The organism is Halopiger thermotolerans (assembly GCF_054654555.1).
Genome location: NZ_BAAIEU010000004.1, coordinates 309,271 through 328,594, shown reverse-complemented (window position 1 = coordinate 328,594; position 19,324 = coordinate 309,271). Strand labels below are relative to the sequence as shown.

16 protein-coding genes are annotated in these 19,324 nt (G+C 62.1%); 7 read left to right on the top strand and 9 right to left on the bottom strand.

All coding sequences use genetic code 11. The features are described 5' to 3' along the window. Positions 1–395: 395 nt before the first annotated feature. On the bottom strand, positions 396–794 hold the full coding sequence (locus ACYQ26_RS09315) for a VanZ family protein (protein ID WP_459810735.1): 399 nt from the start codon (positions 792–794) through the stop codon (positions 396–398). A gap of 8 nt (positions 795–802) precedes the next feature. On the opposite strand from ACYQ26_RS09315, the gene ACYQ26_RS09310 reads away from it, so the two are divergent. The 3 genes from ACYQ26_RS09310 (at position 803) to ACYQ26_RS09300 (ending at position 4,363) form a co-directional block, all read left to right on the top strand. Further along, entirely contained in the window at positions 803–1,003 is a 201-nt protein-coding gene (locus ACYQ26_RS09310; RefSeq protein WP_459808620.1) for a hypothetical protein, read from the top strand. 48 nt (positions 1,004–1,051) lie between these two features. Beyond that, the gene (locus tag ACYQ26_RS09305; protein WP_459808619.1) at positions 1,052–1,891 is read left to right on the top strand and encodes an undecaprenyl-diphosphate phosphatase; all 840 of its coding nucleotides are present in this window, start codon (positions 1,052–1,054) and stop codon (positions 1,889–1,891) included. A gap of 63 nt (positions 1,892–1,954) precedes the next feature. Then, positions 1,955–4,363, top strand: coding sequence for an MFS transporter (locus tag ACYQ26_RS09300; RefSeq protein ID WP_459808618.1), 2,409 nt, complete (start codon positions 1,955–1,957; stop codon positions 4,361–4,363). 504 nt (positions 4,364–4,867) lie between these two features. Here ACYQ26_RS09300 and ACYQ26_RS09295 read toward each other — a convergent pair. The 3 genes from ACYQ26_RS09295 to ACYQ26_RS09285 all read right to left on the bottom strand — a co-directional run bounded on the left by ACYQ26_RS09295 (position 4,868) and on the right by ACYQ26_RS09285 (position 7,493). Then, complete coding sequence (locus tag ACYQ26_RS09295; RefSeq protein ID WP_459808617.1) at positions 4,868–5,467, bottom strand: hypothetical protein; 600 nt, start codon at positions 5,465–5,467, stop codon at positions 4,868–4,870. Between the two features lie 2 nt (positions 5,468–5,469). Continuing rightward, positions 5,470–6,597: a DUF4330 family protein gene (locus ACYQ26_RS09290; protein WP_459808616.1), complete on the bottom strand. Its 1,128-nt coding sequence runs from the start codon at positions 6,595–6,597 to the stop codon at positions 5,470–5,472. 368 nt (positions 6,598–6,965) lie between these two features. Next, positions 6,966–7,493 carry a hypothetical protein gene (locus ACYQ26_RS09285; RefSeq protein ID WP_459808615.1) on the bottom strand — a complete coding sequence of 176 codons (528 nt, stop codon included), beginning with the start codon at positions 7,491–7,493 and terminating at the stop codon, positions 6,966–6,968. A 261-nt stretch (positions 7,494–7,754) separates the two neighbouring features. Between ACYQ26_RS09285 and ACYQ26_RS09280 the strand changes: the two genes are divergently transcribed. Together ACYQ26_RS09280 and ACYQ26_RS09275 are read left to right on the top strand one after the other, a co-directional pair. Further along, entirely contained in the window at positions 7,755–8,777 is a 1,023-nt protein-coding gene (locus tag ACYQ26_RS09280) for a hypothetical protein (RefSeq protein ID WP_459808614.1), read from the top strand. A gap of 129 nt (positions 8,778–8,906) precedes the next feature. Beyond that, complete coding sequence (locus ACYQ26_RS09275; protein WP_459808613.1) at positions 8,907–10,079, top strand: ISH3 family transposase; 1,173 nt, start codon at positions 8,907–8,909, stop codon at positions 10,077–10,079. Positions 10,080–10,243: 164 nt separating this feature from the next. Here the strand turns inward: ACYQ26_RS09275 and ACYQ26_RS09270 are convergent, their stop codons facing one another. The 5 genes from ACYQ26_RS09270 to glpA form a co-directional block, all read right to left on the bottom strand. Further along, positions 10,244–10,585, bottom strand: coding sequence for a hypothetical protein (locus tag ACYQ26_RS09270; protein WP_459808612.1), 342 nt, complete (start codon positions 10,583–10,585; stop codon positions 10,244–10,246). A 97-nt stretch (positions 10,586–10,682) separates the two neighbouring features. Further along, on the bottom strand, positions 10,683–11,864 hold the full coding sequence (locus ACYQ26_RS09265; RefSeq protein ID WP_459808611.1) for a Cdc6/Cdc18 family protein: 1,182 nt from the start codon (positions 11,862–11,864) through the stop codon (positions 10,683–10,685). Between the two features lie 4 nt (positions 11,865–11,868). Then, entirely contained in the window at positions 11,869–13,215 is a 1,347-nt protein-coding gene (locus ACYQ26_RS09260) for an anaerobic glycerol-3-phosphate dehydrogenase subunit C (RefSeq protein ID WP_459808610.1), read from the bottom strand. Positions 13,216–13,339: 124 nt separating this feature from the next. Further along, complete coding sequence (glpB, locus tag ACYQ26_RS09255; RefSeq protein ID WP_459808609.1) at positions 13,340–14,668, bottom strand: glycerol-3-phosphate dehydrogenase subunit GlpB; 1,329 nt, start codon at positions 14,666–14,668, stop codon at positions 13,340–13,342. Between the two features lies 1 nt (position 14,669). Next, positions 14,670–16,403 carry an anaerobic glycerol-3-phosphate dehydrogenase subunit GlpA gene (gene glpA, locus ACYQ26_RS09250; protein ID WP_459808608.1) on the bottom strand — a complete coding sequence of 578 codons (1,734 nt, stop codon included), beginning with the start codon at positions 16,401–16,403 and terminating at the stop codon, positions 14,670–14,672. Between the two features lie 298 nt (positions 16,404–16,701). Between glpA and glpK the strand changes: the two genes are divergently transcribed. Further along, positions 16,702–18,243: a glycerol kinase GlpK gene (gene glpK / locus ACYQ26_RS09245; protein ID WP_459808607.1), complete on the top strand. Its 1,542-nt coding sequence runs from the start codon at positions 16,702–16,704 to the stop codon at positions 18,241–18,243. Continuing rightward, entirely contained in the window at positions 18,244–19,317 is a 1,074-nt protein-coding gene (locus ACYQ26_RS09240) for a DUF7973 family transport facilitator (RefSeq protein WP_459808606.1), read from the top strand. Positions 19,318–19,324: the final 7 nt, after the last annotated feature.

Below are 19,324 nucleotides of genomic sequence, written 5' to 3'. Positions count from 1 at the left end.
CTTTTCTTTCGAGCGCTACTCGAGTAGCGACAGCCGTACTGTTCTCGAGTGTGACTGCAGCATTGCGGTCACGACCATCACGGTCACAAGTCCAATACGATTGAGATTGGGCAAGCGCGGACCGATCATCGCAATCGCAATGGTAGCCCACCGTCCTGTGAGTCACTCGCGACGGTGAAGACGGCGTCGGCAATCAGGACATGCGTAAGTAAGGTGGTCAGCCATCGTCGTTCACCTTCGTAGAGTGTGTCATAGTGGATACGAAGACCGATCAAAGCTGTGAGTAAGACGGCGACAACCACAACTCGAGTGCTCGTCTCATCATCTCCGGCCTCCTGAATTTAGAACTTGGACGCTCCGCTTTCGCTTCCTAAGGCAGGAGACGGAGCAGTCGGTTAACGGTATCCGGATTCGGTTGACTCGATCTGTTGGCGAAACTCGTCGACCGAAACGAACCGTGCGCGACGCTCGAATTCGTACCATGCCAGCGCAACTGTCGAACCAAGAAGGTTGACCGTGGCGTCTGCGAGAGAGGTCGGGCGTTCGGGGCGGAACAGCTGGCCGAATTCCATCAGACTGCCGTAGCTTGTCGCGAGAACGACGACCAGCAGTGCCTTGTAGACGATGGTAGACTCGACATCGGCGAGTGCGTACGCGAGACCAACTGCAAGAACCGCGTAGGCGAATGCGTGTTGGACGTATGATCGTGAGAGGACGCCGACCTCGGGATAGCCGTGATGATAATGATTATGTGGTCTGCTCCGACTCTCTCGTGTATGTCTCTCTGGAGTGATCGTTGTCCGTGATCGACGACGAAGGGGAATTCTTCGGCGCCGTCAACGGTATCCGTTCGTTCGTCGGCTTGGTGCTTCTCGCTGGCATCGTTTCCAGTATTGGCATTATCGGCGTGCTGGGAGTCGACGAATCTGAACTGACAACCGAGAATAGCACTACTTCGAGTCTCGAGACGAAATGCAGACGACCGATCTCGGCTACTCCTTGATTGACGATGCATGAACTCGTTCGAGACGCTCAGGTTGAGGCGATAGGTGTGTCCTCAGCACCTGACTGGGACCTTCTCATCGCCGTCCTCGCCGGCATCGTACAGGGGATCGTCGAGTGGCTTCCCGTCTCCTCACAGGGGAATCTCTCTCTATTCTTAACGCTCGTCGGAACCGCTCCCGATCAGGCGCTCCAGTTGGCGCTGTTCTTGCAAGTCGGGACGACGCTTTCGTCAGCGCTGTACTATCGCGACGATATCAGGGACAGTCTCGAGGCCGTTCCGGAGTGGCGCCCGTCGACGGCGTTTACCGGTGCGAACGCGGTGACGACGTTCGTCGTCGTGGCCTGTCTCGCAACCGGCCTGATCGGTATTCCGCTCTACATCTTAGCTGCGGATTTCGTAAGCGAGCTGAGCGGTGGACTGTTCATCGCCGCGATCGGCGTGTTGCTCGTCGCGACCGGTATCCTGCAACTGGTATCCGAGTCGATCGCCCTCGAGGATCGCGAGACACCGACGCTCCGGGACGCGGTGATCGTGGGTGCGTTCCAGGGGTTGTCGATCTTGCCTGGGATCTCACGGTCGGGTGTCACCACGAGCGTGTTGCTCTTTCGGTCCTATCGAGCCCCGTCCGCGTTTCGCCTATCGTTTTTGCTCTCGATTCCGGCGGGACTGGGCGCCGGCGTGCTGACCGTTGTGACCGAGGGCGGCATCCCCGGCGTGAGCGCGAGCGCTGCCGCGCTGGCGATCGCGACGAGTGCCGTCGTCGGATACGCGACGATCGGGTTGTTGATGCGCGTCGTCGAGCGAATCCCGTTCTGGATCGTCTGTTTCGGTCTCGGCGGGGTAGCAATCGTCGGCGGTGGCGGGGTTGCACTGCTTACCGCCTGACGTCGCCGGCGGCAGTTCTCTAGAACGAAAATATGATGAGTTCACACACTCACCTGATGGGCAATGACTGACGACGACTCGAGTGCCGTCGCGGACGCGACCGCTTCGTTCCTCGCAGACCACGAGGACGGAGAACGGGCGCTCGATGCGGTCCTCGAGGTCGATGCGGACGCTGAGACATGGACATTCGACGACGTCGCCTTGGATTCTGGAACCTTCGGCGAGTTGGTGTCCCGTGGAATCGTCGAGAAACGAAACGGTGAGTATCGCGTTGCAGATGCGACGGTCGTCCGGTCCGTTCTCGCCGGCGAGGAGATCGATACGGACGAATCGGACGAGCGGTCGGTGTCGTTCGAGTACGATATCGACCTGCGGGCGCTGTCGGCGCTGCTCGGTGCGCTAGCCGTCGTCGCCGCCGCTCGAACGCTCGTCTATAACCGCGTCTTCCAGCGCGGGTACGTCGTCTCACCCGGGAACGACCCGTATTTCTTCCGCTACTGGATGGAACGACTGCTGGCGGAGTCGTCCGGACCGACTGATTACGGCGTCTTAGTGGATACCGGGTGGACGCGGCCAGCTTCCCATGCGACCAACTGGTTCCTTGCCGAGTTACTAGGCGGCGATCAGTGGGCAGCCGATATGGTCGCAGCCTGGCTCCCGGTTATTGCGTCAGTTGCACTCGGCGCGTTGCTCTACAAGCTCGCCGTCCTGCTCACTCGAGACGTCCGCGTCGGAGTCGCATCGGTGCTCGTGTTTGCCGTCACGCCCACTCACGTAGTGTACACCGAACTGGGATTCCTTGATCACCAGCTGCACCAGTACTTCTGGCTCGGCGTCACGCTGCTTACGCTCGGCCGGCTAGCAGTCGACCTTCAGCAGCGGCTCGAGACCGGCGGTGTAGTCTCGGAGTATCTTCGTTCTCCTATGACGTGGATCGTTGCCTTCGTCTTCGGTATCTCGGTCGCTGCCGGGACGCACGCGTGGGGCGGCTCACCGCTGCTCTTGCTTCCGCTGGCCGGCTATATTGCCCTTCGGGCGGCGATGGACGCTCGAGAAGACGTCCCGTCGCTACAGGCAAACCTTCCTGTACTGGCCGGGCTGGCGCTTGGATCCGTGATATCGATCGCATTGCACGTCCGCTGGGGATGGCATCAAACCTTTGTCTCGGCCACGCCTGCAATGGTGTTGGTCGGCGGAACCGTCGTGTTTGGGCTCGGAGAACTGTGGCGTCGGCAGGAGCTACATCTCGGCGGACTAGTAGCCGCTGAGGGCGCAGTCGCTGCTATCGGGCTATTTGCCTTCCGTCAGTTGCGTCCGGAAGATTGGATGGCAGCACAGCAACGTATCGACGATCTATTCTTCCGGGAGGGGGCGAGCGAAACGATGTCGCTGTTCGCGACGAAGTACGCCGTGTTCTTCGGACCGCTGTACCAACTCGGTGTCGGATTCTACCTCGGGCTGGCGGTCCTGGGTTGGGTAGCCTGGCTCGTCTATCGGCGGTACGAACCTGGATGGTTACTCGTGGGGACCTACACCGGCTATCTACTGCTGTTGGCGGGGATTCAGGTTCGCTTCGCCAGCCAACTCGCGATCCCGCTCGCGATTCTCGGTGGACTCGGGTTCGTATACGTGCTGTCCGCGGTCGACCTCGCGCGGCGACCGGTCCCGTTCCGCGGCGACGCGCCGTCACCGACCGATCGTTCGGGCGCACCGTCGGTCGTTTCGGATGGCGGTCGACCAGAACCTTCGATTGCGCTTCCCGACGGGCGCGCGGCTATGTACGTTGTCGGAATCTTCCTGCTGGTGTTCGGAGTGAGTCTGATCTACGTGCCCGGGCTGACGTCGGACGTGGCCTACGACGACTCGCAGGTCGCTGCGCTCGAGGCGATCGATGAGCATGCAGAGTCGGTCGAACGGGAGTATCCGTCGAACTACGTCCTGAGCGAGTGGGGCGACAACCGAATGTACAATCACTTCGTGAACGGAGAGTCTCGAGGATACGGCTATGCGCAAAGCAACTACGTCGATTTCGTTACTGGGTCCGATTCCGACGGCTGGTACGATCGCTTTGACGGCCGTGTCGGCTACGTCGTTCTCACTGACGTCGAACGGGATGTGCCGGCCGACAGTACGCAAGCGCAGTTGTTCGAGCGATACGGATCGGCCGGGAACCAAACGGATGGTATCGCCCACTATCAGGCGCTTTTCGCCGACGACGACGTTGCTGCGTTCGCAGTCGTCCCTGGAGCGACGCTCAACGTCTCCGGCGAGCCGGGTTCGTCCGTGCCCCTCGAGACGACTGTTTCAGTGTCTGAGCAGTCGTTCACCTACGAACGCAACGTGGCTGTCGGGAACAATGGCCAGGGGACAGTGACGGTCCCGTATGCAGGAGAGTACACAGTTGGGAATCAGACAGTGGTCGTTTCCGAGGACGACGTTCTAAACGGTCACTCGGTTTCGGTCACGGATTAAAATCCTTCACGACTAACAGTAATTGGTTGACTTTAGATACCAGTGAACCCGGACTGGTGTTATACCTGCACCGCCCACAACGATTCCTCTCTGTACAAGACCTCATCGACGTTCCGGAGACATCCGACTCACCTGACGCATCTGGTTCGAACTCCCAGAAAGCGTCGTCCGGATCAACGCCTCGTAAGACTCTTGTTCCACCATACGACCTTCCAGCGGTCTTCCGACTGGCGACTTGCCCTTACTCTCCAAATGGCTGCAGCTTCCAACGTGCTGGCTCTCGGGAACAACTGAGCTCCTCAGCGACGCTCTCAGAGAATGACAATACATGGATGAAGAAGCCGGTTCCTCGGGGTGTGAAAATCAACCATGCACGCGCTCGGCCAGCAGTTCCCTCACGACGTCCATCACACCTAAACACGAATTGCGGTCTCCATACTAACACCCTCAGTCAGAACGTGGAGGACTCAAACAGAGGGATATTACCGGCACTTCCAGGCGTATTCAGCGAGTTCTATTAGTGGGATTCCCATCAGATCCATCCGATTGATCGTCCATCTGTGACTCTGTCGGAGGCTCTGGCGGTTCGAAGGCGGCTATGACAAGTTCCCAAACTCTGGTTTCGGTCAGGTCCTCGAGCGTCCGTTCTGAGCGCAATCCAAGGACGGATAGTCCCATAAGGACTGCGTGACCAACGAACCAGCCCATTCCGAGCTGTCCGAAGAGGAGCGAGACGAGTCCGGAAAAGACGACTGCACCGAGGATCGCAGTACCGAGTACCCGAAGCGGGCGGGCTCGAAATCGATTCTCGACGCGGCTGGCGAGTTCGACTGCCCTTGAGGATGCTGTCGCGCGCGTGAAATGCTCAAGGATTCGATCGAGCAGGCGGATAAACGGCCCGACGGTGTAGGTCTCGCGGAGATCGATGACGATCACCTCCGGCTCGGGCTCCGCCGTGAGCCACCGATACAGCCACGAGTGACGAACGTACCGGCCGAGGGTCCGTGCCATGCTGGCGAGCCGGGAGCGTTCGATACCCGTTCGAAGCCGCTGTTCGACGACTTCGAGTGTCTGCTGTATCGAGTTAGCGTTCGAATCGCTCATAGTTAGTCAACGATCCACGCGCGTTTCTCGACGGTCGTGACGCCGAAGTCGAGATAGATGGTATCACCGTTCCGGAAGGACTGGCTTTTGAACTGCAACCCGAGATCCGTCTCGCGGGTCTGCAGTTCGACGGTGAGGGTTACGTCGTATTTGGTCGGGTGCTGACGTTCGTGTAGCTCGCCGTTCTCGGTTTCGACGATGACGGAAGCGGGTTCGCGGTCGACGTTCGTAATCGTCGCCCACGTATCACCGCCCGCCGTCTCGGTTAGGCCGGGTTCGAACTGGGAGGCCTCGCGGTCTCCGAGTTTCTCGAGATCGATTTCGACGGTCGTCGTCGTGGGTTCACCAGGTTCGTCCGTCGTTCCGACCTCTCGGATCGTCGGCCGGAGGTTGTATTCGCCCGTCGAGAACGCAATCTTCGATTCGGGCTCGACGAGTGCGGAGCCGTACCGCGGATCGTCTTCGGTTGCGAGGGTTTCGAGTGTTGCCCCGGCGACAACGCGATACTGTCCGTTACTAAGGGGGTAGACGGATGCTGTGTCGATAGTCGCGGTCGTCTCGTTGCCAAGTTGGGATTCATCGCCAACTCCGATCGCTTCGGCTGTCTCGTGGTTTACCGTCTGTTCGAACAGGACCTCGGTTTCGTTGGTCTGTAGTTCAGTGGTCGTGTCTTCGACGGTTTCGATAGAGCCGGTTACGTCGTACTCTCCTGTTTGGATCGAGATATTGTGGCCGCTGGCGAACTCGCTGCCGCCGAACGCGAACGTGCCGTTCTCGTACTGCGTTCCGTCGACCTCAGTGCGGACAGTTACGTCGGCCGTCTCGCTCGAGGTCGGGACCGCGTACACGTCAGTAATCGTGAGGCGTTCGCCTTCGATGTCGCCCGTCATATTGTCGCCCGTGGTGATGGCTTCGGCAACCGAGGACGACTGCGTGCCGACGTCGATCGTCGCGTAGCGAGTTTCGATCGGTGGTCTGTCGTCTTCGTTGGTTGCCGTGTTGTCATCGGGACCGAGGACGCCAACAACGGCGATACCGGCGATCCCGACGGCAAGAACGAGCAAAACAACAAGTGCATCGATGACGTTGACGACGCCGAAGAGATTCCCCTTCTCGTCGATCAGTTCCATAGCTCACCCGGAGTGTTCATACCAATGGTGAGTCCTTCGAAAGGCCATAGGTGTTTTGACCTGTCGGAAAGCGCTATTCTGCAGACTGACTTCTCCCACGACTGAAGTCGTGAACTTTCGTGCTGTTCTCGCTGTAATCGATGAGGTTGGGCCGGTCATCGCTGACACGACCGTCATGTTCAACACGCAACCGCCAAGGTAGCAGCGACGTGGCTGCTTACGGTCCTCGAGGACGCAGTAGTTTCCGCCGCAAGCGAACAAACGTACGAACGCTATACCAACGCCAATAACGATGTGGGGTGGGCGACTCATCGTACCCGTCAATGAGTCGCTGTTTGAGAACTGGCTAGCGTATCAGTTATTTGGGTCTATTTGAAACTCCAACCGTGGACTCTCTTGCCGTCAACTGTACGCCGGATGTCGACCCCGTGTGCGACTAGTGCCTGGTTGACCCACGTGATAGATGGCAGATCATCGTTCGTAGCGTTTTCGTACCAGGTTTGGAATTGGTCGACCAATTCGCGGTACGAGAGTCTTGCCTCTGGGTCTTTCTCGAGTTCTTCCTCGAGGAATTGCTCTGCTGCATGCTCGTACGCGAGAGCAGTACTCAGGTCACTAACAGAGAAATGAGTATACTGTCTCTGTGACTCGCCGTATTTGATGATAACGCGTGTGCGTCGCAATACACCTGTGCCAACGAGTTGGTCAAAGAGCTGTTCGGCCTGATCTCGCGACGCAAGCGTGACGGTATGCGTATCGACACGCTCTGTGTTCTTTGCCCGCAACTGATCTGCTGCAGATTCAACAACTGGACTCTCCAAGTCGGTCCGGTCCGAATGTGTCTGTTTCCATGTGACGATAGTCGGCGTCACTCGGTTGGTGTTTCTTGTCGTCATACAGCAATCACCGATACGGGGGAATAATACACCAGACCACCGGAGCGTTACAGTCGTAGAGTAATCAAATAGTACGTAGTTAGATAAGAAATGGTATAACCAAAGGACATAGAGTGGTATAGAATAGTTTAGTATTTGATTTATTTACAGTCACTAATACCTAACACTGCGGAACAAATATATAGGATGGGAGAAACAATTCAGGTAATTATTGTTTCTAACCAGAACTGTTTTCCGAACAGGTTGTGAGTTACTTCACCTGTGTCAGATAGACTACCGGAAAAAGCAGCAGATCTCCCTGATCACCTCAAGGTGGTGATGGCAAGCGCATACGAAACGTTTGAGCGGGGCAAGACGCATGATACGTACTATTTTCAGCATCTCAACGTGACTGAGCATGCGACTAGAGTACTCTACGTCATAGACGCTGTGGAAGCTCGGTCTTTTGAGTCCGGGATCACCACATCAAAATTGATAACTGAACTCGAATCTCGGTACGGAACGAGTGTCGACCGAAATTCAATCGGTCAAGTAGTCCGGCGACTCGAAAAACGAGGTGCGCTCGGAAGTGAGAAAGATGGCAGAGAATCGGTGATCTGGCTGGTTAATCCATATTCCAAGACGGATCCGATCTACGCGACTGACCTGCCACAGGTGGTCTCTCCCTTGAAACACTGCTCTCAATATCAGTTTGTGAGGAGTGGCCGATCTGGAACAACTGCCTCGAGAGACGAGTTTTCCACAACAACTGCGAATCGGGATTCGCGTTCGACTGTCGATCGAGAGTCAGCTTTTGGGCCAGCGATTGCTTGGAGTGGTGGTCACAGACGGTCTGCGAATGCTGGTGGTACGGCGGCGGGCGCGGAAAACGTGGATAGAACAACTGGACAGTCAAGTATCGGTAGTCGGCTGGACGGTCTGACTACTGGTAGTAGGGATGAGTATAGTCGAAGAGTTTCTGGGCAGTCAACGGCAGATCACGGACGGACAACAGGTTCAATTGACGTAATAGGAGAAACCATTGATCCGCTTCTCCAACTGGATTCGAACGGGGATGGTGGATTCATTGCTCTCTCGGTTAGCGGGAAAAATGACTATCTCAGAGGCGGTGTAGATGCCTATTTCCTCTCCGTATTTATGACGATATGTGGACTATTTGGATTGATCTATGCTCCGATAGCTGCTGCCGCAACATTCCTCTTTGCTGGCTTCTGGATGCTGTTGAGTACGTGTGGGTTCGGGTTAGGGATCGCAAAAGAGTATACTGCTGCTCCGATTCCGTAGTGGTTCGTCTGGAAGAACTCGCCTTTCAACAAACTTATGCCACTGTCGGAACCTTCGGTACTTCCCGACTGGTGTGAGAGCTGGAGCTAAAGCGTTGGTCTCATGAGGAAGATGTCTGGTTGAGTGAATGTGTTCAGTATCCCTCAGCCAGACGGTGTTCTTTCGGATTCGGACGTGAAAGATTTAGCGGAAGACGTCATCTGCCAGCTCCCCTTGCCAGGGATCGAGGGCTCGCCCCTCGATCCCGGCGATATCTGGGCTGTTGTCATTCTTGCAGCAGTCAATCAGACGTCCATCTGGGAGACGTGCAAGGACAACGACAACGCTGTCTGTGACGATACTGTCATGGACTGGCTACATACGCTCAACCGGGAGTGGCTTGAGCGGGTTGCTAACCGCCTTCTCAGAGAGTTAGCGATGACGATCCTCGACCCTGATCGGTCGAGGATCGTCTCCATTGACTTCGTCGATAACCCCTACCACGGAACGTACGCCGATGAAGAAGGTGAACTCTGTCGCATGCACGCGAAAGACGGAACAACGACGTGCCACCGGTACTGCACGGCGTATCTCGTCTCGAACGGAAAGCCAGTGACGTTGGCGATGACGTACGTCCGTAGTGATGAGAAAGAGGCCGACGCGGTCGAGCGCGTCCTCGACCGCGTCGAGGCCTATCCCTTCGAGATAGAGCTTCTGTTGGCTGATCGCGGCTTCTACAACGAACGTATTCTGCGCCGCTCACGGGAGGTTGCTGCGACTGTCGTTCCCGTCCAAAAGAAGGGCAAGCGCATGAGGAAGAAGCTGGATACGCACTGCTCGTACATGACAACCTATCGGATGTACAAAGGCCGCGAGCGGGAACTGGAATTCCCGCTCGCGGTCGCTGTGTCATATCACGCCGGAGATCGCGGGAAAAGTGGCGAGGTCGTTCGAGGCTATGTGGCGTGCGATCTGGCCGATCGCACGCCGAAACAAGTCGAACGACTCTATCGGAAACGGTCAGCGATCGAAACGAGCTACCGTGTATTTCGCCAAGCACGAGTGGTAACGACGACACAAGACCCAATCATCCGCTTCGCGTTCGTCCTGGTTGGATTCCTGTTGGAGAACCTCTGGCTTGTGCTTCGATGGGCGGTCGTCGCCCGCCCCCAGCGGGGCGGGCGCGACCTGCCCGAGGAATTCACGTTCAAGACCTTCTCTGACTGGATCAGACATGCATTAGAGAAAGAGCTAGAGCGGAGTTGGGAGATCGAGATGAACGGAACAGGTGTGCCAGAAGCATACGCGCCGGCCGCGGGCTGAGGTCAGCCCGCGGCCTTGGGCAAGCTCCGGGTGAGCAACAGCATTCGCCTAGAACAGCGTATCTCAGCCTTCTTACTTCACTTCTCCTCATGCGTGGATTCTACTTCCTGTTCACTCAGTTACCACACCGGCATTCACTCCGTTCGTCCATGACTCAGCACAGTTCACGAAGCGACGTTCGGGAAGTACCGAAAGTAGAGCTTGATCGGCGCGCTCACGCCGACGAACTGGAGGCGGTCCTCGAGTCGGACCGTCTCACCGCCAGTAGCAGTTCGCTCGGTCTGGCCCGTACTGTTGTGGACCGTCACGGCGTAGTGTTGGTCGAACCGGAGTTCGTCGGTCTCGATCGCGCAGGTTCGATCGACGGGAAAACAGAACGCCGTCTCCGTCTCGCTCTCGACGGTCGAGACGGGCGTCGAAGACTTGACGGATAGATATCGCTGCTCGATTTCGTCGTGGATCTCGAGCCCAACGGGATCCGTCGTTTCGTCGAAGGTGATCGTCATAATTCCTCGCAGCTGATATGAACGCTATTCGCGCGTACCGTCAAAAGGATACCGTCGCGCCGCCGCGGCGGTCTCCGGGTCGCCGTCGCAGCATCGGTCACGAACCGCCCTCCGAGAGCGTCTCATCGGCGACGGCGCTCAACGATCGGAACAAGAGTGGCGGGAACCGGGGTTCGACGCCGCTCGGCCGGCGGCCGCTCCCGCCGTCGGTCGCCGCCAGCGGGACGCGTTCGATCACGCCCCGATCCGCGAGTTCGTACAGGAACCGCTTGACCGTCCCGGCGGTCAGCGACGACCGCGCGGCGATCTCCTCGGCGGCGTCGCGGATCGGTCGGTCGCGGCCGTCGATCGAGACCAGGTGCGCCAACACGCGCTGGCGTGAGTCTGCGAGCGCGAGCGCGCGGTCGACGTGAACGCCGTCCTCGGGGACGGCCGCCATCGCTTGCCGGACGTGTCGGCCGGCGATCCGATCGGCGTCGTCCTCGCTCGCCGTCACCGCGGCGCCGAACAGCGCCGCCAGCGCGTCGTGGGCGTCGCCGTCGGCCCAGTCGGCGACGTCCCGAACGTACTCGTGGTCGATGGCGCCCGCGGCCAGCCCCGTCGAGGTGCGGTCGGTGAGCACGTCGACGAGTTCGTGATCGCGGTAGGCCGGAACGCGGACGGTCGATCCCGACCAGCCGTCGGGCGCCCGCTGGCCGACGGGGACCGTCGTCACGCTGTCCGCGACCGGCTCGAGCAGTTCCGTCGCCCGGTCGTGCGCGATCGTCTCGGGTTCGTCGTGGTGGTCGATCGCGACGACCGCGCGCCGGTCGCGTCGCTCGAACCGGTCGCGAAGCCTGTCGCGCAGGTCGTCGGTCCCGACGCCGCTTTCCGGAACCGACTCCCCCGAAATCTCCGCGAGGACGGTTCGATAGAAGGCGAACGCGCTCTCGGTGCGGCGAGCGTCGACGTAGACGAACCGCGTGATCGGTTCCGTAGAGCCCGAGCGGGTCGTCGTTCCGATCGGTCGATCCGACGTGCCGACGCCGTCGTTCAACGCGTCGAACAGCGCCGTCACGACGGCCGACGTTCCCGAGCCGGCGGGCCCGACCACCGCGACCGGGTCGGGCAACGTTCCGTCGAAGACCGGCTCGAAGACGTCCAGCAGCTCCTCGAGGACGGGACCGCGCCCGACGGGTTCGGGTCGGTGGACGGTCGGACTGAGGTGGTCGCGGTCGACGACGAGGCCGCGCGTCCGGTGGGCGGAGCGTCGCCGAGCGATGCGTTCGCGGAGGTTCATGCGATCACGTCCGCGCCGTATTCGCGGTCGACGACCCTGCTCCGACCAGCGCCGCTTCGAGGACCTCGAGCGTGTGGGTGATCTCGTAGCCGGTGCCGTGTTCCATCTGCATCGAGCAGGTCGGACACTCCGTCAGTCCCTGCTCGGCGTCGGCGGCGTCCATGTGCTCGAACATCTCCTCCCCGATTTTCATGGATGTTTCGTAGTTCTCCTCCTTCCAGCCGTAGGTGCCGGAGATGCCGGAACAGGAGTCGCCGACGTCGTGGGCCTCGATCCCGTCGATCAGCGACAGCAGTTCGACGGTCTGGCCGTCCAGTCCCTGGTTGCGGGCGTGACACGGCGCGTGGTAGGCAAAGTCGTCGAAGCCCTCTACTTCGGTCCCCTCGAGCGCGGCCTCCAAGTCCTCGTGGACGCGCAGGTACTCGACGGCGTCCCAGGTGTTCTCTGCGACGCGTTCGGTGTCCTCGAAGTCGAACAGCTCGGGGTATTCCTGGCGCAGCGACATCGAACACGAGCTACAGGAGGCGACGATATCGGCGCCCTCGTCGATCGCCGCGGCGAGTTCGGGGACGTTGGTCTCGGCCGCGCGGCGGGCGTCCTCGAGCATGCCGTTGGCGAACATCGGCGTCCCCGAGCAGTGCTGGTCGGGGACCATGATCTCGTAGCCGAAGTGCTCGTAGACGCGCACGAGCGCCTTCGCGACCTCGGGGGTGTTGTAGTTCGAGTAGCAGCCGTGGAAGTACGCGACGCGCTTGTCGGGGTTCTCGACCTGCGCGCCGCCCCGTTTCGCCCACCACTCGCGGAACGTTTCGGTGGCGAACTCGGGGAACTCCCGCTCGCTCGTGATGCCCATGACCTTCTCGCCGAGCCACTTCGTGATCGACAGCCCCGTCACGAAGTTGGCCGTCCGCGGGAACATCGCGGCCAGCGGGGCGAGGGTGCGGTAGTTTGCGAGCATTCGGTTGCGCCAGTACTCCCGCGAAAATTTGCTCATGTTCTGTTCGACGTACTCCGCCCGCGCGGTGTTGTGCATCTGCGAGAGCGGGACTTCGGAGGGGCAGGCGCCGTCGCAGCGCATGCAGTTCGAACACTTCATCACCGACTCGTCGATGTCGCGGTCCTCCTGGCGCTTGAGCCGCCACTGTTCGGGCCCTTGGAACTTCGGGCCGGGGAACTCGTCGTCGACCTCCGCGACGGGACACTCGGTGTCGCAGGTCGAGCACTTGTAACAGTTGTCGGCGCCCGGCCGGAGGTCCATCTCCTCCGCTTCGGGGAAGACCTGAATCGGTTCGAACTCCTCCTCGTCTGCGCCCGGTACGTGGTCGTCGGTCGGTCGTTGTGCGTCGCTCATCGAATCACCTGAATCAATTGCTCGTCGGTATCGGTCGTCGCGTCGTTGCTCGAGTCGCGTGCGTCGGTCGCTATCGCGTCGGTTGTACCCCGATTCGTCGGCGTCGAACGCCGGGTCGTCGCGGTCACGCCTGGTCCACCTCCGCAGCCGCTCGCCGTCCTGCGACGTAGCCCGTCGCGAGGGAGACGCCGGCGCCGGACTTCTCGGCCGCAAAGTCGTAGCCGCCCAGCACGGCGCCGGCGGCACGCAGGTTGTCGAACTCGGGCTCGTCGTCGGCGTCGAGGGGGCGAAGCTCCCGATCCGGTGCGAGGCCGAACCGAGCGTAGGGCTGCTCGCCGAAGACGTCGTCGACGAACCAGTCGTAGCGGTCGTCGGCGTGGGGAACGTGGCAGTCGAAGATCGGCTCGAACACCCGTTCTCGCTCGGAGCGGATGCCCTTGCCGACCAGCCCGCCCGTCGCGAGGACGTACTGGTCCGCGCGGTGGGGGATCTCGGTGCCGTTGCGGTCGACGATAACGTGCTCGATTCGGTCGCCGTCGTCCGCGCTCGCACTCGAGGACGAGCCCCCGCTCTCCCCGGCCGTCTCGTAGTCGACCACCGGAACGCCAGCCGTCACGCGGACGCCCCGGTCATCGAGCGCATCGTACAGCAGATCCTCAAGTCGCAGTCCGGGAAGGCTCGGCGGTCCCATCGGCACCTCGAAGACGTCGACGCCGAGCCGGTCAACGAGGTCGGCCCGTACCTCGGCGGCGTGTTCGTCGCCCAAGATGGCGGGGAACCCGACCCGAGACTCGTCCTCGAGGAGCCCGTCGACGGTCGCGGCCAGCGCCTCGCGCGCGCCGGTCTCGCCGGCGCCCGTCTCGACGGTCTCGTCGCGGTCGAGCAGGTGGGCGTACCGCGTCACCTTCGCGTCGTCGCGAACGATGCCCGGGAACGGCACCGTCGCGCCGCGGGCCGCGAAGGGGACGCCGGCGGCCTCGAGGTGCTGCGCAGCCAGCGGCGCGTCGAAGTCCGGCAGCGTCTCGAAGCCGACCAGCAGCGCGTCTCGGTCGTCGCTTGCCAGTCCGGCGGCCGTCGAGACGGGGTAGCGCGCGGTCGGCTTGACCGTCCCACCGTGGGTCGGTACGAGCGCGTTCGTGTCGGTGTGGGCGCCCACGTACGCGTCGCCCGCGATGTCGTCGAAGAACGACAGGGCCTCGCGGACGGCGTCGACGCCGACCCGCTCATAGGGGTGGCCCTCAGGCAGGTCCTCGAGGGCGTCGAACGGCTCCGCGAGCGGTCCCTCTCCCTCGGGCGTATACCCCAGGATGTCGATCAGCCCGCTGGCGTGGCGTAACGTACTCTCCTTGTGCGTGACGAGCCGTACCCGTCGGCCCTCGTCGGCGGCGGCCAGCGCGGCGGTCGCACCGGCGATGCCGCCGCCGATCACGAGGACGTCGTCTTCGATCGCCATCTCAGTTCCCTCCGTCCGCGCGAGGCGTCGGTTCGGTTTCCGTCGGCCCGCCGTCGAACGCGGCGTACTCGAGCCCCTCCGCGTCTGTTTCCGGTCCCGACGCGGACGCGCCGGCGGGGTCGCGGTCCCGGTTCATCGTCGTCGCGTGTAAGGCGTAGTTGAGCATCGCCTGCGAGAGCTGTTCGCCCCACAGCGCGTGGCGCTGGCCCTTCCAGCGCTCCTGAAAGAGCTCGTCGAGTGCCTCGCGAACCGTCGCCTCGTCGTACTCGGGGTGAAGCTCGTTGGCCATGTTCTGACAGCAGAAGCCGCCCTGGCAGTTGCCCATCGAGGCGCGGGTCCGGATGCGTACGGCGTTCAGATCGGAACCGGACTGCTCGATCGCGTCCTGAATCTCCGCGCGCGTGACCCCCTCGCACTGGCAGATCACAGGGTTGGCCGCGTCGGTCTCGAGGACCTCCTTCGCGCGACTCCCCAGCCGCTGCTTGCTGCGGCGGGCGATCGGCGACCGCAGCCCGAAGTCGTCCATGCCCTCCTCGAGGACCGATAGATCCTCGCTGCCGGGCAGGGGTTCCTCGGCCGTGGCGCACGACGCCGTTACGCCCAGCTTCTCGCAGACGTGGTTCGAAATCTCCTCGGCCATCGCGCGGTAGGTCGTGAACTTGCCGCCGACGATGCTCGAGATGCCCGACACCCCGTCGCGGTCGGCGTGGTCCAGCAGGAAGAAATCGCGCGTGATGTCCGTCGGGTCCTGCGTGCCGGTCCCCGGCGGCTCGTACAGCGGCCGGACGCCCCAGAACGATCGGATCGTCCGGGCCTCCTCGAGGATGGGGACCAGTTCCGACAGCGTATCGATCATCTTGTCGACCTCCCACTGCTCCTCGGGGTAGTCGTCCGGATCCTCAACTTCCTCGTCCGTGGTGCCGAGGATCGCGGTCGTCTCGTGTGGCACGATGATGTCCGCGTCGCCCTTCGGCCGACAGCGGTTGACGACGGTGTCGACCTGCCGGACGTTCATGATGGTCATCACGCCCTTCGAGGGGCGGACCTCGATCTCGAGGTCGGCCATCGCGCCGATCTGGCCCGCCCACGCGCCGCTGGCGTTGACGACGTACTCGGCGGTGATCTCCTCGGTCGTGCCGGGCGCCTTGTGCGTCCGTTTGCCCGGCCCGGAGTCGTGGCGGACCTCGACGCCGTAGACGTCGTCGCCCTCCCGGAGGAGGTCGATCACTTCGGCGTGGGTCTCGACGCGCGCGCCGTGGCGCTCGGCGTCGACGGCGTTGGCGACGCAGAGCCGGAACGGATCGACGGCGCCGTCTGGCACTTCGATCGCGCGCTTGATGTCTTCCGCGAGGTACGGTTCGACCTCGCGGGCCTCGCGGGCCGAGAGCACGCGGGCCGGAATGCCGCAGTCGCGACAGCCCTCGAGTTTCTCCCGGAAGTAGTCGTCCGAGTCCTCGGGCCGCTGGACGAACAGGCCGCCGGTCTCCTCGACGCAGTGGCCGGCGATATCGCGCAGGATTTCGTTCTCTTCGATGCACTCGGTCGCGCTCGCTTGGTCCGAGACGGCGTACCGACCGCCGCTGTGGAGGAGCCCGTGCATTCGGCCGGTCGTGCCGTCCGTCAGATTGCCTCGCTCGACGAGGGTGACCTCGAGGCCGCGCATCGCCAGATCCCGGGCGATGCCGCAGCCGGTCGACCCGCCGCCGATCACGAGGACCTCGGTGTCCCGTGCCATTCCCTTCACATAGGTCTACTATTCCGCCGCACCATTATTTTATCGCTGATACCGAACCAGCCATAACGATAATCGATTCGAATCTGGAGCCCACTCCTACCCACGCTTACTAGTTCGGAACATGATCGATTGTCTGACGGTATCCGGCCAGTATCACTCATTTATTCGAATCTGTATTATCCACGATAATTATTCAGTTCCGCATATTACAGTAACATTTATAATGATTGTCGGATGTGTTTACTGATAGCACGCGACCGTCGATAAAGATCGGCGCGTGAAACCAGGGGATACTCTCATGACAGCGAACACGTACGTCGGCGCGATCGACCAAGGGACGACCGGGACGCGGTTCATCATCTTCGACCACCGCGGGCAGGTCGTCGCCAACGCCTACGAAAAGCACGAACAGATCTACCCGGAACCGGGCTGGGTCGAGCACGACCCGATGGAGATCTGGGAGAACACTAAGACGGTCACGACGCGGGCGCTGAGTCAGGCGGAGATCAGTCCCGACCAGCTCGAGGCCATCGGCGTCACCAATCAGCGCGAGACGACGGTGCTGTGGGACGCCGACACCGGCAAGCCGGTCCACAACGCCATCGTCTGGCAGGACCGACGCACCACCGAGCGCGTCGAGCAACTCGAGGAGGACGGGATGACCGAGACGATCCGCTCGAAGACCGGCCTCGAGCCCGACGCCTACTTCGCGGCGACGAAGGCCGAGTGGCTGCTCGAGGAGGGCGATCCGATCAAGATGGAGCGAGCGCGGCCGGAGGACGTCCAGGACCGCGCGAAGTCCGGCGACGTGCTCTTCGGCACGATCGACACTTGGCTGATCTACAACCTCACGGGGAACCACATCACCGAGGTCACCAACGCCTCGCGGACGATGCTGTACAACATCCACGACCTCGAGTGGGACGACGACCTCTTAGAGGAGTTCGGCGTCCCCCGCGAGATGCTCCCCGAGGTCCGCCCCTCCAGCGACGAGGACACCTACGGGACGACCGACCCGGACGGCTTCCTCGAGGCTGAAGTCCCAGTGGCGGGCGCGCTCGGCGACCAGCAGGCGGCCCTGTTCGGCCAGACCTGCTTCGACGCCGGCGACGCGAAGAACACCTACGGCACGGGCTCGTTCTTCCTGATGAACACCGGCGACGAGGCCGTCACGTCCGACCACGGCCTCCTCACGACGATCGGCTTCCAGCGCTCCGGCGAGCCGGTCCAGTACGCCCTCGAGGGGTCGATCTTCGTCACCGGCGCGGCCATCGAGTGGCTCGAGGACGTCGACCTGATCGACGACCCCTCCGAGACCGCGGAACTGGCCCGCAGCGTCGACTCGACGGACGGCGTCTACGTCGTCCCCGCGTTCACGGGTCTGGGCGCACCCCACTGGGATCAGCGCGCCCGCGGCACCATCGTCGGGATGACGCGGGGCACCCGGAAGGAACACCTCGTCCGCGCGACGCTCGAGTCGATCGCCTACCAGACCCGCGACGTCGCCGAGGCGATGGTAGCCGACTCGGGCATCGAGATGACGAGCCTGAAGGTCGACGGCGGCGCGGTCAAGAACAACTTCCTCTGTCAGCTCCAGTCGGACATCATCGGCTCGGAGATCGTCCGGCCGATCGTCGACGAGACGACGGCGCTGGGCTCGGCCTACGCGGCCGGGCTCGCCGTCGGCTACTGGAACGACCTCGAGGAACTGCGGGACAACTGGCGCGTCGACCGGGAGTTCGAACCCGAGATGGACCGCGACCTCGCCGACCGGCGGTACGACCGCTGGGCCGACGCGGTCGACCGGGCGCGCGACTGGGCGCGGGACGGTGATGAATAGATGAACGGGACGCTGCTCCAGATTCCGGTCATCGGCATGGAGTTCGAGGCGTTCGCCGTCCTGCTGATCGCCGCCCTCGCCGGCGGCGCCTTCGGCGCGGCGCTCGGCGCCTTACCCTCGTTCGTCTTCACCGGCTTCGTCGTCTTCCTCGGGGAAGGCCTGGCCGTCCTCGAGGGGGAACTCGGCACCGTCGAGGGGCTCCAGGCCGGTAACATCGCGACCGGGATCACCGGCACGATCGGGTTCGGCGCGGTGACCGGTCCCCACATCGCCTTCGCAGGCGGCGTGGCCGCGACCGCCTATGCCGGGAAGAAGTACCCCGAGATGGAACCCGACGGCTGGGACTACCACTTCGGAAAGAACATCCTGTACGCGTTCGGGACCAAGCCCGACATCCTCGCGGTCGGCGCGATCTTCGGCGTGCTCGGGATGCTCATCACGCAGGTGATGAGCGGCATCGGCTTCCCGACCGACAACATCGCGCTGTCGGTCGTCGCGACGGCCTTCCTCGCTCGGATCGTCTTCGGCTACCCGATCGTCGGCAAAGTCGGCGGCTCGAGCGTCCTCGACATGACGCCGTTCGAGCGCGAGGAAAAACGGATGGCGGCCGACGGCGGCACGGAGGCCGACCGGCTGGCGACCGAGCCGTGGCTGCCCCACCAGTACGAGTGGTCCGGCGTCGCCACCATCGGCGTCGTCGGCGGCCTCCTCGGCGGGTTCATCTGGCTCGAGACCGGGAGCATCTTCCTCGGGTACGCGATCTCGGCGATGAGCCTGCTGTTCCTCAACCTCGGCGTCGAGAAGATCCCCGTCACTCACCACATCACGCTGCTGGGCTCGACGGGCGCGGTGATCGCGGCGTCGGTCATCGGCAGCGATCCGATCATCCTGCTCATCGCCGGCGTGTTCGGCGCGATCAGCGCGCTCCTCGCCGAACTCTCCCAGCGGGTGTTCTACTCCCACTCCGGGACCCACGTCGACCCGCCGGCGATGGCCATCGCGGCGTTCATGTTCGTGATCGGGGTGCTGTACCTGATCGGCCTCCTGCCGAACGCGGGCTACCTCGGGCTCTAAGCCCCGT

Bases quoted from the DNA above. Each gene is read 5' to 3' on its own strand.
- ACYQ26_RS09300 (WP_459808618.1), top strand. From the start codon at position 1,955: ATGACTGACGACGACTCGAGTGCCGTCGCGGACGCGACCGCTTCGTTC.
- ACYQ26_RS09295 (WP_459808617.1), bottom strand. From the start codon at position 5,467: ATGAGCGATTCGAACGCTAACTCGATACAGCAGACACTCGAAGTCGTC.
- ACYQ26_RS09290 (WP_459808616.1), bottom strand. From the start codon at position 6,597: ATGGAACTGATCGACGAGAAGGGGAATCTCTTCGGCGTCGTCAACGTC.
- ACYQ26_RS09285 (WP_459808615.1), bottom strand. From the start codon at position 7,493: ATGACGACAAGAAACACCAACCGAGTGACGCCGACTATCGTCACATGG.
- ACYQ26_RS09270 (WP_459808612.1), bottom strand. From the start codon at position 10,585: ATGACGATCACCTTCGACGAAACGACGGATCCCGTTGGGCTCGAGATC.
- ACYQ26_RS09265 (WP_459808611.1), bottom strand. From the start codon at position 11,864: ATGAACCTCCGCGAACGCATCGCTCGGCGACGCTCCGCCCACCGGACG.
- ACYQ26_RS09260 (WP_459808610.1), bottom strand. From the start codon at position 13,215: ATGAGCGACGCACAACGACCGACCGACGACCACGTACCGGGCGCAGAC.
- glpB (WP_459808609.1), bottom strand. From the start codon at position 14,668: ATGGCGATCGAAGACGACGTCCTCGTGATCGGCGGCGGCATCGCCGGT.
- glpA (WP_459808608.1), bottom strand. From the start codon at position 16,403: ATGGCACGGGACACCGAGGTCCTCGTGATCGGCGGCGGGTCGACCGGC.
- glpK (WP_459808607.1), top strand. From the start codon at position 16,702: ATGACAGCGAACACGTACGTCGGCGCGATCGACCAAGGGACGACCGGG.
- ACYQ26_RS09240 (WP_459808606.1), top strand. From the start codon at position 18,244: ATGAACGGGACGCTGCTCCAGATTCCGGTCATCGGCATGGAGTTCGAG.